Below are 16,715 nucleotides of genomic sequence, written 5' to 3' on the forward strand. Positions count from 1 at the left end.
TTATAAACTCCCACTGTTGCCCACTACAGGACACTAGCTCAATTGGTAGAGCACCGGTCTCCAAAACCGGGGGCTGGGGGTTCGAGTCCCTCGTGTCCTGCCATTCGTTTCTCATCACCCCTGGCTTCCGGGTCAGGGGTGTTTCTGTATTTTCCCTTCAGCGCTTCACATTTCTTCACACTGGCGAAAAACGTGCGCAAACTTTGTATGGCAGAGTACTCCGTATTCCCGGGCATTGTCCCGTTGAAAGGAGTATTGCCATGAAATGGTACACGTTATTATTGGTGTTTCTTGCCTTTGTGTTTCTTGTTCTTTTTGTGAATGCCTGTACTCACTACCATAAGGGTGGTCACGCAGCCATGCTTTCCGGTCAGAATCAGGAGAAACTGGTGCGACATCTCGACAAGCGTATGGAGAGAATGCTGCGGATGATAGACGCCAGCGAGGAACAGCAGGTGGCGATTCGCGCCATCGCGCATGCGATTATTGAAGACGGGATCGAAGTGCGTCAACAAGGTTCCGCAGATCGCGTTATGCGTATCTTCACCGATTCCCCGGATCAGGAGCTGCTCCACGCTCAACTGAGCGAGCGCTCACGTGACCTGGCGGAATTTGGTCATCGGACCCTGGATCGCGTTCTGGAAATCAATGCGTTGCTGACTTCAGAGCAGCGGCAAAAGGTAGTTGAACATCTGGAAAAGAAACACGCTCGGAGGGGAGTATGAGTGAAGGCAGAACCAAGGGAGACCAGGCGCCAGAGTTAAGTCAGGAAATGAAACAGTATTTTCGCACCTATTGGGGGAACTTCCCCTTTCCTGTCATGCTGGTGCACCGCACGAGAATAATTATGGAGCGTAATGCCCTGGCAGAAGCGCTTGGGTGTGTGCCGGGTGCCCGCTGTTCGGACCAGGGAACGAAAGAGAGTCACAAGGGGTGCCTGGCAAATCTTGCCCTGCGTGAACAGAGTGCGCAACGGCGGGTCGGATACTTGAAGGAATTTGGCATGATCCTGGATGCTTACTGGATACCACTGGTGGACTTTCCCGACTATTTCCTGCATTTCTCTATTGACATCACCGAGTACGCCGCAGAGCATATGAAATTGGTCGAACTGTAGCCCTGTTGGAGTGTATCGGAAAGGCGCCTGTGGAAAATCAACCGCTTATCCATATCCTGATTATAGAAGACGATCGACGTTTGGCTCAACTGATCAGCGAGTACCTGCAGAGTCATGGGTTGGTGGTGAGGGTGGAGACTGACGGAGAACGCGGTCTGCGGGAGGCATTGCGCCACCGTTATGATGTCATCCTTCTTGATCTCGGCCTGCCTGGGCGTGATGGGATATCGGTCTGCCAGCAACTTCGCGGTCATTCCGATATTCCCATACTCATTACCACAGCGCGGGGCGAAGAAGCGGACAAAGTTCTTGGCCTGGAGGTGGGAGCCGATGACTATATCGCGAAACCCTATTCGCCTCGTGAACTGCTGGCCCGCATCCGTGCTTTTACTCGCCGGATGCGGGGGCAGGTGGGTCCGCGTCATGCCGTGTTGCAGGTTGGGAGTCTGTGCCTTGAGCCTGAGGCTTTGCAGGCAACCCTGGACAGTTCGAGGCTTGATCTGACCAGTTATGAGTTTGCCCTTCTGTACGCCCTGGCCAGTAATGCGGGCCAGGTGCTGTCCCGTGAACGTCTTATGGAGCTTGCCCGTGGAAGTTCTGATGATGCCTTTGACCGATCCGTCGATGTGCATATTTCGCGATTGCGCCAGAAGCTGGGTGATAACTCACGTCCTGTGAAGATGATTCGAACCGTACGCGGTGCAGGCTACCAGTTCGTAGCAGGGGGCAGGCAATGAATATTTCCCGTCGTCTTTTCTGGCGCATCTATCTCAATGGATTGTTGCTGCTTATTGTCGTTGCTGCTGCGGGCACCCTGCTGGCTATCTTCGTGCCGGTGGAATCCCGATATGCAGGCCGCGCTGAACAGCTCTCCCGATTTCTTACGCTGGAGCTCTCACGTCACGCCCCGGATCTGGAGGTACTGCAGCCTACACTGGATCTGCTGGCGCAGGAAGGCATTAACAGTGCGATTTATCGTCTGGATGGGCAGCCCATCGCGCTAGCCGGGGATATCATCCCCCGACCCCTTGGGGAGAAGGAGAGAGAAAAAATCGGCCGTTGGCATCCTCTTCGCCAGAAGCAGTGGGTACATGCCATAGCACTGGAGACCACACCACCTGCCTACCTGTTGTTATCCAGTAACACGCCAGCTCATGGCAGCCGCTTTCTACTGACCCTGGCCACGGTTTTCATCACCATTGCGGTGGTATCTTTTCCCCTGGCCAGAGCGCTCACTCGCCCGCTGGAACAGTTGACGCAAAATGCCCGTCAGTTGGCTATGGGGAATTTGCGGTCGCGCAGCGGCATCGTACGTAACGACGAAGTAGGTGAACTGGCTCGGGCCCTGGATGATATGGCGAGTCAACTTGAAGAGCGCATTCAGCGTGAGCGCGAGCTGTTTGCCAATATTTCCCATGAAATCAGAACACCTCTGGCGCGCCTGCGTGTTGCCTTGGAACTCTGCGAAGAAGTCCCAGGAAATGTGCCGCAGACCATGGCGCGATTGAAGGAAATGGAAGCGGATATTCGCGAGCTGGATCATCTGGTGAGCAGCGTGCTTGGCCATACCCGCCGGGGTGAAGCTCCTGTTACCATTGACAGCTTTCCCCTGCGAAGGCATTTCACTGATCTGAGTGGTTTTCTGGCTGACGTTGTTCAGCGCTTTCAGCGCCACCATCCCCACGATTCTCTGCATTTTCTGCAGCCACAATTTCTGCCTGCAGCAAGCATTGATCCGGAAATGATGCATCGTGTCTGTCAGAACTTGCTGGACAACGCAGTGAAATATCGTGCCAGTGGTACGCCGATCAGGTTACACGCGGAAGTTCAGGAAGGTTATTTTTTCCTGAGCGTCTGCAGCACGGGTAACCCTGTACCTGAGGCGGACCTGCCCCACCTCTTTCGACCTTTTTTCCGTAGCCACAAAGAACACCCTGTTACCATACCAGGCACCGGGCTTGGGCTGGCCTTGTGTCGTCGCATTGTGGAGGCCCATGGCGGGGTGATTGAGGCCAGGCGAAATGCTGGTGGAATGGAGTTTCTGGTGAAGCTGCCTTTGACAGGACGTTCGCCGTGGCATGCAACCGAAGCTCAGGGAAATTGAAACGGCTGCCCCTGACAAAAAGGGAATCTCTGCTCTGGACGCTTAAGTGTTCATGTTCCAGGCGTACGTCCAGGTTTGGTCGGTGGGGTAGGTCTTTGCGTCCAGGATACAGCGCAGCAAAGTGATCCGCAATGGTATCGTGAACAACGCAAATAAAAAGGCAGACAGTCTGTGAACTGTCTGCCTTTTCTTCAAGAAACTTCCGGGTTAGAGGGAGTTCGCCTCTACAATGGCCTGCAGGGCGTTCAGGTTATTGATGTGTGTCTTGAGTCGATCTTCGGTTTCACTGCTGAAAATACCACTGACGATTTTCTTGTAGTCCTGGTTCAGCTTCTCGTAGCGAGCGACACCTTTTTCTGTCAGGGAGACAATTTGGGCTCGTGAGTCTTTTTTGTCACGTTTTCTGACCACGAGACCGGCTCCTTCGAGGCGGTTGACCACGCCGGTCAGGGTGCCCTTGGTTATCAGGGTGATGTCAGTGAGATCCTTGTGTTTCATTTCGCCCTGTTCACTGAGTGCTTTGAGCACCTTGAACTGCGAAGGGGTGATGCCAAGCTTCTTGGTGCGACTGTCGATAGCGCTCTTGTAGGCTTTCTCGAATGCGTTAATTTTCTTGATCAGCTTATCTATGGTGTCCTTTTTGGCCATATCATGCCTCCTTGTTTTGATAATTTAATATAATGCGTACTGGTAATATTCGCATCGGTAACTTTATGAGCAGTAAAAAAAAGACAATGATTTACCTGATATCATCCTTGATACGATAGTGTTGGTCTGTGACACAAGGAAAGGTTTTAAGGGGAATGCTGTCATTATGTCCCAGAAGAAGCCCATGAATCAGAGGAGATGAATTTCCATGCTTTTCAGTTCTTCCACTGAGCGCCTTTTCAGCTGAATACTATCATTGGTTGAGAGGTCTATGTTAATGGGTTCTGCCAGTTTTTCCCGGTTTGCGTCAAAAAAGAGGCGAATTACCGGACTGAAGCGATCCTCGGAGTTGCTTTTTACCACTGTTCCCAGGTAGCCCTGGTACTCCCCATGGGGTATCTGGATATTGGCTCCTGGGGGAAATATATTGAGGATGCGCAGGAAAGCGTCCAGGTACGCTGGGTGAAAACGGTTGTAGAAACGGTTGGTCATGATATAGGCGGCATCAATATAACTCAGAGCAGGCCGGTGCTGACTGTCGCTGGTGAGATTGTCAAAAGTGTTGACGATATTGGTTATTTCCGCAAGGTGTGAGATGCCGCTGAGGTGCTTGGTGTCATTGACACTCCAGGGCTCCTGACTTCCCTTCAGGCCATAGGGAAATCCACTGCCATCGTGATATTCATGGTGCTGGGTGACGACGGTGACCGAGCGTATGCGCTGGGATATGCGAGAATTATTCAGCAGCATGCGCCTTCCCAGCAGTGAGTGGGTTTTCAGAAGGGCAATCTCCTGCCTTGACAGGCTGCTGAGAGGACTATCCAGTATTTTGCGGGGTATCATGATCTTGCCGATGTCGTGAAGGATGGTACCAAAGGCCAGATCTTCCAGGTGGCGATCGGGCAGTTTCAGTTCGCGCCCGAGGGTAAGGGCCATGGCGGTGACGTCTATGGAGTGCTGAAAGGTCTGGGCATCATGTTGCTTGATGCTGTTGAGGGCGATGCCTCCCGATGAATTGATAATCTTCTCCAGCAGCTCGCGGGTATAGTCAATGACGGCGTTGAAGGCTGGAGAGTTCTTGATGAAACTGGTGAACTTGCTGTTGTCCAGCGCGGCTTCTGCCTCCCCCTGAACTTCCTCGCGGATGGATTCAAGAACCTCCTGGGTGTCCTGAAAGGCCTGGCGCACCACTTTTGTTCCCTTGCGGTGGGTCTCCTGGTCGATGGTGGACTCCATCTCAATATCCTGGCTGAGGCTGTCGTCTATGGTGACGTTGCTCAGACCCATATGCCGGAGCTTATCTATATAAGGTTGTGTCAGGACAGCGCCACGGGCCAGCATGATCTGCCCGGCAACTTCTATCTGCTCTCCCATGACCATGCCAACTTCAAGTTTGTCAGCAGGGATTATCCTCATCGTGCATGCTCCTCAGGTAATTTGTGCGTATGGTAGCAAATACCCCTGTGCGAGAAAAGAATTATCTGAGAAGCCATCGCCTTCAAGATGGCATCTCAGAAGGTGTTCGGGGGTGAGTTCCGTTGAAGTCTGTGTTAGTCTTGTGGTGATCGGCTGGGGAAAACGAGTGTCTGAGTATGCAAAGAGCGGAGGATATCATGTTCGTGAAGGGGCTTTGGGGGGCGGTCTTTGCGTTGTGGCTGTGCTCGCAGGGGTTCGCCGAGGAGTGTCTGCCTGCGCACGCTTTCTCCCTGGGGGTCACCGCCGTGGTGCTGGGGGTCGATGGGAGCGTACTGAGCGCGCCCTCTGTTCTGTATGACAAGGGGGAGTACTTTCTGATGCCCGCGGCTGTGGCGCGCCTTGGGGACGGGAGCGTGAAAACGGACTATCATGGCGAGTGTGACAACTACCATGGACATGCCGGCAACATCCTGGTGAATGGCAATCCGTTTACGGATAGCGCGGGATATTTTGATCATGGGCAGTATGTTGCGGCCCATGTGGGGGAAATGCCCACTCTGCCGTTGTGGCAGGCAGGAGTCGAATCGGCAGTGCCGCTGGCGTTTGCCGTTCGCGACCGGGATGCCGTAAGTGCCACAGCGCTCTTTGTGCCGCCACTGGTTGCTCCTGCAAGGCTGCGCCTGCGGAATGCCATTGCACAGTACGATACGCAGAATCAGCGGTTTCTTGCGGAGGTGCCGGTCCAGGTGGAGTATTGGGCAGACGGTACCTGGTGGCCCTCCTCTGGTGACGAATTCACTTTCGCGGAAAATTCCCGCCATATGGTGAGAGAAGAGGATTTCGCCGTGATCCCCCTTGCTCACGTGCTTGAGGAAGATATGGCCCATGTGAAATTAACTGTTGACAGAAGTGGTTATGAGCAAGGACAATTGCTCCTGATAATTGAGTACACGGGCCCCGGACAACGGGGAGTCTTTCGTGTAGACGCACTGCTGCCTGATTTGCCATGGTACTCTCCGGCAGCGTCAGCGTACGTGTATTTCGGAAGTATGCCGTCTGATGCTGCCACGGTGCGATCACAGCCTGTTTTCTGAGGGTGCGCCCTTTTCCATAGAGTTCGCTTATGATCATAAAGAAGGTGGTGCGTTATGGATACGAAGGTTGTTAACGCGATATACGACAATCCCAGGTTCCAGGAGATGGTCAAACGCCGCAATGCATTTGTGTGGCGGTTGACTGGCACGATGCTGGGGGTCTACGGTTTCTTTCTGCTCGGTCTGGCTTTTTTCCCGGCCATCTACGCCTATCCTGTTCCTTTCCTGCGCTACCAGGTCATTCCATGGGCATTCCCATTGCTATCGGGGTCATTGTGGTCGCCTTTGTGCTCACCGGTGTCTATGTGCGCCGGGCCAATGCGGTGTACGACACCTTGAATGAAGAGGTGCGCAAGGCCGTCATGGAGGCGGAAGCCCAACGCAAAGAGCACAGTGGAGAGTCTCTATGAAAATTGCGCTGATATGCCTGTTTACCCTGCTGGTCTGTTTGTTTGCCGTTTCTTCTGCCATTGCGCAGCCAATCGTAGAGCTGTCGCGCACCGGTGGGAGCTGGGAGGCGGCGGTGATTTTCTTGGTTTTTGTGTTCATTACCCTGGTGATCGTCTATATGTCAGCCAAGCGTACGCGCACGGCCAAGGATTTTTACGCTTCCGGTGGCGGTATTTCTGCCATGCAGAATGGTCTGGCCATTGCGGGCGACTATATGTCAGCCGCGTCTTTCCTGGGAATCACGGGGCTTATCTATCTCTACGGATATGACGGGTTTATCTTTTCCGTCGGTTTTCTGGTGGGATGGCCCATCATCCTTTTTCTGATTGCAGAACAACTGCGCAACCTCGGGAAATACACTTTTGCCGATGTGGCATCGTACCGGTTGCGTCAGAAGCCCATACGTACTCTGGCGGCCTGTGGTTCCCTTTCCGTGGTGCTGTTCTACCTGATTGCCCAGATGGTGGGTGGAGGGAAGCTGATTCAGATACTCTTCGGTGTGCCCTACAGTGCCGCAGTGATTATCATTGGCATTCTGATGATTGTCTACGTTTCCTTCGGTGGCATGCTGGCTACCACCTGGGTGCAGATTATCAAGGCCATCATGCTGCTGTTCGGCGCAACCTTCCTGGCAGTGGCATCTCTTTACGTGGTTGGTTTCAGCTATGAATTCCTTTCCATGCGCGCTGTGGAAATTCACCGCTTCAGGTGGGGGATCATGGTGCCCGGTAAAATGCTCGCTGATCCGATATCCGCCATTTCGCTGGGGCTGGCGCTGATTTTTGGTGCGGCGGGCCTGCCCCATATCCTCATGCGCTTCTTTACGGTCTCCAATGCCAAGGAGGCGCGGAAATCGGTTTTCTATGCCACGGGCTTTATCGGGTATTTCTATATTCTTACCTTCACCATTGGCTTTGGCGCGATCATACTGGTTTCCACCAATCCCAATTATCTTGATGCGATGGGACGTCTGCTGGGCGGCGAAAATATCGTGGCGCTGCACCTTGCCCATGCGGTGGGGGGAGATTTCTTCCTGGGCTTCATTTCCGCTGTTGCCTTTGCCACTATCCTTGCCGTCGTTTCGGCTCTGACCCTGGCAGGTGCCTCGGCGGTCTCCCATGACCTCTACGGAAGTATCCTGCGCAAAGGAAAGGTCTCCGACAGCGAGCTGATGAAGATCTCACGCCGTGCGGCACTGGGCATTGGCATCCTGGCCATTTTGCTGGGTATCGCCTTTGAACATCAGAATATTGCCATTATGGTGGGGGTGGCCTTCTCCATTGCCGCCAGCGCCAATTTCCCTGTCCTGTTCCTTTCCATGTTCTGGTCAAAGCTCACCACGCGGGGTGCTGTCATCGGCGGTGGCCTCGGACTCGTCAGTGTATTGCTGCTGATTCTGACTGGTCCCATCGTCTGGAGAGATACCTTCGGCTTCGCCGAAGCCCTGTTCCCGTACGCTTTCCCAGCCATCTTCACCATTCCCCTTGCTTTTATCGGTATCTGGTTTTTCTCGATAACCGATAAGAGTGAGGAGGGGCAGAAGGAGCGAGAAGCGTACAAGGCTCAGTTCGTACGGTCACAGACCGGCATTGAGTCAGAGGGAATAAAATACATATGAAAGCGGTTGCAGTGGAGGTTCCGGCATGTCTTTGAATACCCTCGACCATCGGGTCTTTTTTTCAAGTGTAGAGCCCTTCTGTTCCCTTGAGGAAGAGCGTTTCGGGAGTGTGCTCGCCAATATAGATGTGGCGTATTATCGCAATCGCGACATTATCATGCAGCGTGGCCAGGAACCGGAATACTACTATATCATCGCCAAGGGCATGGTTGAGGAGATTGACGAGGAGGAGAATTCCTCGTTTTACGCGGTGAAAGACAGTTTTGACGCCGCGTCCCTTCTGCAGAACCGCGTTCGGCATCAGTATATAGCTGCCGAGGAGACACTTTGTTTTGTCCTGAAGAAAGAGATCTTTCTGCAGCTGATCAAGAGTGATGCCGCATTTGAAAGCTACTTTCTCCATAACCTTTCGGAAAAGATGAACGCGCTGCTGGAGCGGGACATCAATAAGGAAATGGCGTCGTTCATGGCCACCAGGGTCAGGGACTGCGTGGTGCATCCTCCGGTGGTTGTCAGCCATGACGCCAGTATCCGCGATGCGGTCGCCTGCATGAGTCAGAACAAATCGGACTCGCTTATCGTGCAGTTTCCCGATGGTGGCGAGGGCCTCGTCACCAACACGGATCTGCGGGAAAAAGTGATTCTGCCCGATCTCTCCTACGATACCGCTATCGGCACCATTGTGGTCAAAAAACTGATCACCATCGAGGAGTCGGACTTCCTCTTTAATGCTTTGCTGCTGCTGATCGAGCACTCAATCAAGAGAATAATTGTTCAGCGTGACGGGAAGACCGTCGGCGTTCTGGAGCAGATTGACCTGCTCAGCTCCATCTCTTCCAAGGCGCACCTGACCAACATGCAGATTCAGCAGGCCAGGACGGTGGACGAACTCAAGGCGGCCAGCAGTGATGTGGTTTATCTTATTAAATCCCTTCAGCAGCAGGGCGTGAAAGTGCGCCATATCACCAAGCTCCTGGGTGATCTGAACACGAAAATCTATAAAAAACTCTATGAACTGGTGGCCCCACCGGAGCTCATCGAGAACTCCGCGCTGATCATTCTGGGCAGTGAAGGACGCAAGGAGCAGACGCTGCGCACTGATCAGGATAACGCGCTGATACTGCGCGATGGCTTTGAGCACCCCGAACTGCGCCAGATAACAAAAGACTTTACCGATGCTTTGATATCCTTTGGTTTCCCCGAATGCCCCGGTGGTGTGATGGTGGTGAACCCCTACTGGTGCAAGAGTCTCGCGGCCTTTGACAGTGAGTTGCGGCGCTGGGTCAGCGAACCCGCAGGCGACAATGCCATGAATTTCGCAATTCTCATAGACGCCAGCTTTGTGGCCGGTGATGTCGCCCTGTATGAAGGATTGCGCGAAGCCATGCATCGCTATATCCGCCAGGATAACCTGTTCTTTGCGAATTTTGCGAAAAACGCCCTGATTTTTGAGACACCCCTGTCGCTGTTTGCCAATTTCGTGACGGAGAAACGTGGACGCAGTGAAGAGCTGGATATCAAGAAAGGCGCCATTTTTCCGATTGTGCATGGCGTGCGCAGTCTGGCCCTGGAGCACTACTGTCAGCACACCAATACCATCGAGCGCATCAAGGAGCTCAACGACAAGGGTGTGCTGGATACGGCATTTGCCACGGAGCTGATCGAATCGCTGAGCTTCCTGCTGAGCCTGCGACTGAATATTCACCTGCAGAAGTATGAGCGCGGGAAGGTTGTGGACAACTATCTCAACCCCAAGGACCTCAGTAATTTTGAGCGCGACCTGCTGCGCGATGTTTTCAAGATCGTTGACCGTTTCAAGAAGTACATCACCCATCACTTCAGAATCAATATGGTGCGCTGATGCTCCACACAATAAAGCAGTATTTCAACCGTAAGGGGTTACGTGACCCTGAGTATGAGTTTCTCTTTGAGCCCTACACCGGTGAGGAGGCGGTTTCGTTTGACTGCGAAACCACTGGACTGGATGTTCACCATGATGAAATCATCTCCATCGGCGCGGTGAGAATTCGCGGCAATCAGATCCTCACCAGCGAAAAGCTGGAGCTCTTTTTCAACCCCCAGCAGGAAATGCGCGTGGAGAGTATCAAGATTCACCATCTGCTGACCTGCGATCTGGTGGACGGCGTTCCCCTTGAAGAAGGGATCAGGCAATTCCTGAACTTTATCGGCAACAGACCGCTGGTGGGATACTACCTGGAATTTGATGTGGCCATGGTCAATCGGGTTCTGAAGCCCATGCTGGGGATTACGCTGCCCAATCGGCAGATTGAAGTATCGGGACTTTACTACGACAAGAAAATTGCCGCTATTCCCCAGGGAAACGTTGACCTGCGGTTCGATTCCATAATGCATGATCTTGACCTTCCCCCCTTTGCCAAACACGATGCGCTGGGCGATGCCATCATGACCGCCATGATGTACGTGAAACTGCAGCACATCAAGTATCTTGAGAAGTTCTGACCATCTCCTCTTCCTCCGGATTTCCTTCGCCGACTCTCTGTTTGCATCCTCCTCTGCCTTGGGGCGCGGGCTCCACATGGTTTTGGTCACTCTTGGGGCAGGATGCCGGCAGATAAGTGGCGATGTATTTAATGGCGAATTTGCGCACTTCGTGGCAGCATGGTGGAGTTCACGGTAGTTTTTCTGCGATTTATCGTTTGACAAACGTTGTTATTTTCTCTAATTGTATTGGTGTATGGGGAAAACTGGCACTCCGCCCTGATGGTCGGGGTGCCAGTAAAACACGCAAAATCAAGAGGGAAAAATGAAACGAACGATCAAAAGACTTCTGGTTGCCAATCGCGGGGAGATTGCCATCCGGGTATTCCGTGCCTGTACTGAACTTGGCATTACCACCATCGCCATTTACTCCAAAGAAGATCTGCTGAGCCTGCATCGCTACAAGGCCGATGAGGCATACCTGGTGGGTGAAGGCAAGGGGCCCATAGAGGCGTACCTGGATATCGACGGGATTATCGCCCTGGCCAAGTCCAAAAATATCGACGCCATCCATCCTGGCTACGGATTCCTGGCAGAAAATGCTGAGTTCGCCCGTAAATGCGAAGAGAATGACATTAAATTTGTCGGCCCCAGGGCCGATATCATCGAGAAGATGGGTGACAAGGTTACGGCGAAGAATATCGCCATTGAGGCGGGTCTGCCCGTTATTCCCGGAACCGCTAAGCCCATTAAGAACCAACAGGAAGCTTTGCTTTTTGCCAAGGAACACGGATATCCCATCATGGTCAAGGCAGCTGCCGGTGGCGGTGGTCGCGGCATGCGGGTGGTGCGCTCCAAGGATCAGCTTCTGGAGAATATTGAGTCCGCCAAAAGCGAAGCTCTGAAGGCGTTCGGCAGTGACGCGGTCTTTCTTGAGCGGCTGCTGGAGCGTCCGAAACACATTGAGGTGCAGATCCTTGGTGATGAACACGGCAATATCGTACACATGTATGAACGGGATTGCTCCATTCAGCGTCGACACCAGAAAGTTATCGAAGTTGCCCCCTGCCTGACACTCAGCGATGTCCAGCGGAAAGCCATCTGCGATGACGCCGTGCTTCTGGCGAAAAAAGTCGGCTATATCAATGCCGGTACGGTGGAATTCCTGGTCGATCAGACCGGCAAACACTACTTCATTGAAATGAACCCGCGCATTCAGGTTGAACACACGGTCACGGAGATGGTGACCGGCTGGGATATTGTACAGGCTCAGATTAATATTGCCAGAGGCCTCAGCATGGATGCGCCGCAAATCGGCATCAAGAGTCAGATGGATATTAACCTTCACGGATACGCCATTCAGTGCCGCATTACCACAGAAGATCCCACCAATAATTTCCTGCCAGACACAGGGCGAATTACCGCCTACCGCAGTGCCGTTGGCTTCGGCGTACGCCTGGATGCGGGCAGTGCCTTTGAAGGCTCGGTGATATCACCCCATTACGATTCGCTGCTGGTGAAGGTGACTACCTGGGGCAAAACCCTTGACAAGGCTGCCCGCAAAATGCACCGCGCCCTCATGGAGTTTCGGGTTCGCGGCGTGAACACCAACCTGCTCTTTCTGGAAAAAGTGGTGCGCGATCCCCGTTTTCTGCTCGGAGAAACTGACACGGGCTATATCGAGGACAGCCCCCACCTCTTCCAGTTCCGTGAGAAGCGTGACCGTGCCACGAAAACCATCAGGTATATCGGTAATATTGTCGTCAACGGCACCGATGGGATTCCCAAAGGCAAGCCAGCCGGAGTGACTTTTCTTCCCCCGGTGGTACCAAAGACTGCTGGAATGACGGTTCAGGATGGTACCAAGCAGATTCTCGACCAGCGTGGCCCGGAAGGCCTGGCCAAGTGGATGAAGGAGCAGAAGCGCCTGCTCTTAACCGACACGACCATGCGCGATGCCCACCAGTCGCTTTTTGCCACGCGCATGCGCACCCGTGATATGACACGCATCGCCCGTGCCTGCTCCGTACACATGCCCGAGATGTTCAGTTATGAAATGTGGGGCGGGGCGACCTTTGATGTTGCCTATCGTTTCCTCAAGGAATCTCCATGGGAGCGCATGGCGCAGCTGCGTGCAGAAATACCAAACACTCTCTTCCAGATGCTGCTGCGCGGCGCGAATGCCGTGGGATACACCAATTATCCCGACAATGTGGTTCGTGAGTTCATTCGCATTTCTGCCCGCGAAGGGATGGATATCTACCGCATATTCGACTCCCTGAACTGGCTTGACGGCATGAAAGTTGCCATTGAGGAAGTCGGAAAAGTCGGCAAGGTCGCCGAGGCGTGCATCTGCTACACCGGTGATATTCTCGACAAGAAACGCTCCAAGTATGACCTGAAGTACTATGTCACCATGGCGAAAGAACTGGAGAAGATGGGAGCCCATGTACTGGGCATCAAGGACATGGCTGGCCTGCTGAAGCCCTATGCTGCCACGGAGCTGGTGAAGGCGCTCAAGGACGCCATTGATATTCCCATCCACTTCCACACCCACGACACCAGTGCCAATGCGATCACGACCGTGATGAAAGCGGCAGAAGCTGGCGTCGATGCTGTCGACCTCGCCATGGCCAGCATGGCGGAGCTGACCAGTCAGCCCTCTCTGAACGCCATTCTCTACGCACTGCAGGGCACTGAACGCGATCCGGGCATTGATATCGCCCAAGCCCAGAAAATATCCAACTACTTTGAAATTATCCGCGATTATTACGCGCCCTTTGAAAGTGGCCTGAAGGCGGGAAATGCGGAAGTCTATGAGCACGAAATCCCCGGTGGCCAATACTCCAACCTCCGACCCCAGGCCATATCCCTTGGACTTGGCGAGCGCTTCGACGATATCAAACGCAAGTACGCCGAGGTCAATGATATCCTGGGCGATATCGTCAAGGTGACCCCGTCCTCAAAGGTTGTCGGCGACCTGGCCCTCTTCATGATCCGCAACAACATCGAGACAAAAGAGCAACTGGTGGAACGCGGAGCCAAGATGGGATTCCCGGACAGCGCCGTTTCCTACTTCAAAGGCATGATGGGGCAGCCCATGGGCGGTTTCCCCGCCGACCTGCAGAAGGTCGTTCTGAAAGGGGAAGAGGCTATCACCTGCCGGCCCGGTGAACTGCTTGAGCCCGTTGATCTGGAAGGTCTGCGCAGAACCATCAGTGCGAAGTTCAACTTTGAAGCCAGTGACATTGATGCCATCAGCTATGCCCTGTATGACCGCGTTCTTGAAGATTACTTCAAACATGTGGATGAGTATGGCGATGTCAGCGTCTTTGACACTCCTGTTTTCTTCTATGGACTGGATATTGGCGAACAGGTGGAAATTGAGATCGAAGAGGGCAAAACCCTCGTGGTGCAGCTGATCGCCATCGGTGAACCCAACGAGAAAGGGTACCGGCCCGTGCGCTTTGAACTCAATGGTGTGGCGCGCACGGTGTACGTCAAGGATAATGAAGCGTCCAAGAATGTGGTTAGCCGTGAAAAAGCCGATCTCGCCAATGCCGGTCACCTGGCGGCGTCCATGCCCGGCAAGGTCTTCAAGGTACTGGTCAAGGAAGGTGACAGCGTGAAGAAAGACCAGGCGCTGGTGATCACCGAGGCCATGAAGATGGAGACCAAGGTGTCTGCCGGGAAGGCCGGCAAAGTCAGCCGTATACTGGTTGGTGAGGGAGATGAAGTGGATTCTGGCGATCTGCTGGTCGTCGTGGAATAAACCAACCGCTCGTGTTGCGAAAAACACAGCCGCCATGGCACTCGTGCCATGGCGGCTGTTCTCTTCTAGATTTTCAGAGCTCTATGCGAAATTCCGCACCCACCTCGGTATTGCGCACTCCAAGTTTTCCCCCCATGCTCTCTTCAATGATGACCTTGGACATATAGAGACCGAGCCCGGTGCCGGAGCTGGTGGACTTGGTGGTGAAGTATGGTTCGAAGATATGATGCACAAGGTGTTCCCTGATGCCACCGGCATTGTCGGCAATGGTGATGACCGGCCTGTTGTCCACATGGAAAAGCCGGATGTCGATGAAAGGACGCTCCACGCCACGGCTTATCAGGGCGTCACGGGCGTTGTTCAGGATATTCATGATCACCTGGGAAAACTCATTGAGGTAACCCAGAATGGTGTCATCCTGCCCCTCCAGATGAACCTCAATGTTGTGGGAACGAAGTCCCGGGCTCAGCAGGAAAAGGGTTTCCTCCACCGCTTCACGCAATGAGAAAAAGACCTTGTCCTTGTCGGGTTTGAAAAAGTTACTGAAATCATCAATGGTGCGCGACATAAAGCGAATTTGCTCCAGGGAGGGAATGATCGCCTCCTGAACCGTGGCATTGTCGACGCTACCGGCTGATTCCGCTTCCATCTGCAGGTCCTGAATGTGCAGGGACACCGCAGTCAGAGGCTGGCGCCACTGGTGGGCTATGTTGGCGACCATCTCCCCCATGGTTGCCAGCCGTGATTGATAGAGCAGCAGCCGCTCTTTCTCCCGCACGGCTTCCACTGCACTGGCAATGCGGTTTTCCAGTTCCTCATTGAGGTGCATGAGAGCCTGTTCAGCCGATTTACGTTCAGAAATATCCTGTGCCAGTCCCACCACGATATTTGAGGAAGCGCTCATACTGCCGTCGGCTTCGCGAAAGCGCAGTCGTCCGGCAACCACAGAGAAGTAGCCGTGGGAGCCATCGGGCCGCAGAAAGCGGTATTCAAAGGCGTCCTGGTAGGTGTCATTGGTCCGGTTCTCCCTGGCATACTGCAGTCGTTGCTGGAGCAATGGGATATCATCCGGGTGCACATAGCCTTCACTGTAGGCGGGAAGCGTTGTGATCAATCGCTGCTGGCTGGTATCGGGGTAGCCCATCAGGCTCAGGTGGAACTCATCAAGGCGCAGTTCCAGGGTCTCCAGGTGAATGCTCCAGGTGGTGATGCGCCCCAGCTGCTGGGTCTGTTTTAAAAGATGTTCGCTCTTGCTGAGCTGTTCCTGACGCTCCCGCAGCAGCAACTGGGAGGAAATCTGCTGGTGGCGGAAAAGGGTGTGGCCGATGGCGACGACCAGGGCAAAGGTGAGAGCCAGGGCAAAACCGGCAATGCCAGCGCGGCGCACATGGGCCAGCCGGGTTTTCAGCTCCCGGTCATTGATGTCGACACCCACGATGCCGTGAAAAATACCATCCTGGTCGCGGAGCGGGGCGTAGGCGCTGAGAAAAGTGCCATATTCATCATCATGGAGCTCGGGCTCCGAGGCGACATGCTGGCGGGAGAAGGCCTGGTGCAGCGTGGGTGATGGATTTTCGTAGACAACGAAGAGGCTGCCGTCCTCAAGAAGATCTCTCTCGCCAATGGTTCCAAAGACATCTGTACTGCGGGTGTCCAGCACAAAGAAGATAGTATGGTCTTGCCGTATGGCGGTATAGACATATTCGAGGCTGGGGAACTGCTGATGAAAACGCACCAGGGGCTCCAGGAGCTCATGGTGCAGGTCGCTGCCGGTCTGTTCCGGTGAGCGCAGCAGTGCGTGGCGCTGTGGATCGATGACGGTGGCGGCAGCCTGGGCCAGCCTTTCCAGATCTTTGCGTTCACTTGCCAGAACGGCCTCGTAGGCCTTGAGGTAAAACCAGCCGATGCTGACGGCGGCGAAAAGAAGGATGAGGAAGGAAAGAAAAAAAGACTCCCAGCGTATCTGCGCCTGCCGTCTCTGGGAGGACGAAGAGGTTCCGCCCATGGCGATGCCTGACCCGCGGGAGTCTGTCATA

At 53.9% G+C, this 16,715-nt stretch carries 13 protein-coding genes, 1 tRNA gene and 1 pseudogene; 12 read left to right on the forward strand and 3 right to left on the reverse strand.

Annotated elements, in window-relative coordinates:
- Positions 1-27: 27 nt before the first annotated feature.
- The 5 genes from SELIN_RS05455 (at position 28) to SELIN_RS05475 (ending at position 3,221) form a co-directional block, all read left to right on the forward strand.
- Positions 28-103 (forward strand) — tRNA-Trp (locus SELIN_RS05455).
- Between the two features lie 157 nt (positions 104-260).
- On the forward strand, positions 261-725 hold the full coding sequence (locus SELIN_RS05460) for a hypothetical protein (protein ID WP_013505676.1): 465 nt from the start codon (positions 261-263) through the stop codon (positions 723-725).
- The gene (locus SELIN_RS05465; RefSeq protein WP_013505677.1) at positions 722-1,117 is read left to right on the forward strand and encodes a hypothetical protein; all 396 of its coding nucleotides are present in this window, start codon (positions 722-724) and stop codon (positions 1,115-1,117) included. The genes SELIN_RS05460 and SELIN_RS05465 overlap by 4 nt, the downstream gene beginning before the upstream one ends.
- A 29-nt stretch (positions 1,118-1,146) precedes the next feature.
- Entirely contained in the window at positions 1,147-1,854 is a 708-nt protein-coding gene (locus SELIN_RS05470) for a response regulator transcription factor (protein ID WP_013505678.1), read from the forward strand.
- A complete protein-coding gene (locus SELIN_RS05475; protein ID WP_013505679.1) occupies positions 1,851-3,221 on the forward strand; it encodes a HAMP domain-containing sensor histidine kinase in 1,371 nt (456 codons plus the stop codon). Before SELIN_RS05470 ends, SELIN_RS05475 begins: the two co-directional genes overlap by 4 nt.
- 207 nt (positions 3,222-3,428) lie before the next feature.
- Here SELIN_RS05475 and SELIN_RS05480 read toward each other — a convergent pair whose 3' ends face one another.
- Positions 3,429-3,869 carry a MarR family winged helix-turn-helix transcriptional regulator gene (locus SELIN_RS05480; RefSeq protein WP_013505680.1) on the reverse strand — a complete coding sequence of 147 codons (441 nt, stop codon included), beginning with the start codon at positions 3,867-3,869 and terminating at the stop codon, positions 3,429-3,431.
- A gap of 189 nt (positions 3,870-4,058) precedes the next feature.
- Positions 4,059-5,285: an HD-GYP domain-containing protein gene (locus SELIN_RS05485; RefSeq protein ID WP_013505681.1), complete on the reverse strand. Its 1,227-nt coding sequence runs from the start codon at positions 5,283-5,285 to the stop codon at positions 4,059-4,061.
- Between the two features lie 197 nt (positions 5,286-5,482).
- Between SELIN_RS05485 and SELIN_RS05490 the strand changes: the two genes are divergently transcribed.
- From SELIN_RS05490 to SELIN_RS05515, 7 genes and pseudogenes are all read left to right on the forward strand, one after another.
- Positions 5,483-6,379, forward strand: a complete 897-nt coding sequence (locus SELIN_RS05490; protein WP_013505682.1) for a hypothetical protein — start codon at positions 5,483-5,485, stop codon at positions 6,377-6,379.
- A gap of 105 nt (positions 6,380-6,484) precedes the next feature.
- A pseudogene (locus SELIN_RS15500) lies at positions 6,485-6,538 on the forward strand (hypothetical protein); the annotation flags it as partial.
- An 86-nt stretch (positions 6,539-6,624) separates the two neighbouring features.
- Positions 6,625-6,789: a DUF485 domain-containing protein gene (locus tag SELIN_RS15425; RefSeq protein ID WP_013505683.1), complete on the forward strand. Its 165-nt coding sequence runs from the start codon at positions 6,625-6,627 to the stop codon at positions 6,787-6,789.
- Positions 6,786-8,447, forward strand: coding sequence for a cation acetate symporter (locus SELIN_RS05500; protein ID WP_013505684.1), 1,662 nt, complete (start codon positions 6,786-6,788; stop codon positions 8,445-8,447). Before SELIN_RS15425 ends, SELIN_RS05500 begins: the two co-directional genes overlap by 4 nt.
- A gap of 25 nt (positions 8,448-8,472) precedes the next feature.
- On the forward strand, positions 8,473-10,308 hold the full coding sequence (locus tag SELIN_RS05505; protein WP_013505685.1) for a putative nucleotidyltransferase substrate binding domain-containing protein: 1,836 nt from the start codon (positions 8,473-8,475) through the stop codon (positions 10,306-10,308).
- Positions 10,308-10,928, forward strand: a complete 621-nt coding sequence (locus SELIN_RS05510; protein ID WP_013505686.1) for a 3'-5' exonuclease — start codon at positions 10,308-10,310, stop codon at positions 10,926-10,928. The genes SELIN_RS05505 and SELIN_RS05510 overlap by 1 nt, the downstream gene beginning before the upstream one ends.
- Positions 10,929-11,232: 304 nt before the next feature.
- A complete protein-coding gene (locus tag SELIN_RS05515) occupies positions 11,233-14,679 on the forward strand; it encodes a pyruvate carboxylase (RefSeq protein WP_013505687.1) in 3,447 nt (1,148 codons plus the stop codon).
- Positions 14,680-14,752: 73 nt separating this feature from the next.
- Here the strand turns inward: SELIN_RS05515 and SELIN_RS13835 are convergent, their stop codons facing one another.
- Positions 14,753-16,714, reverse strand: coding sequence for a sensor histidine kinase (locus tag SELIN_RS13835; RefSeq protein WP_083805937.1), 1,962 nt, complete (start codon positions 16,712-16,714; stop codon positions 14,753-14,755).
- Between the last annotated feature and the right edge of the window lies 1 nt (position 16,715).

The organism is Desulfurispirillum indicum S5 (assembly GCF_000177635.2).
Classification (GTDB): Bacteria; Chrysiogenota; Chrysiogenetes; order Chrysiogenales; family Chrysiogenaceae; genus Desulfurispirillum; species Desulfurispirillum indicum.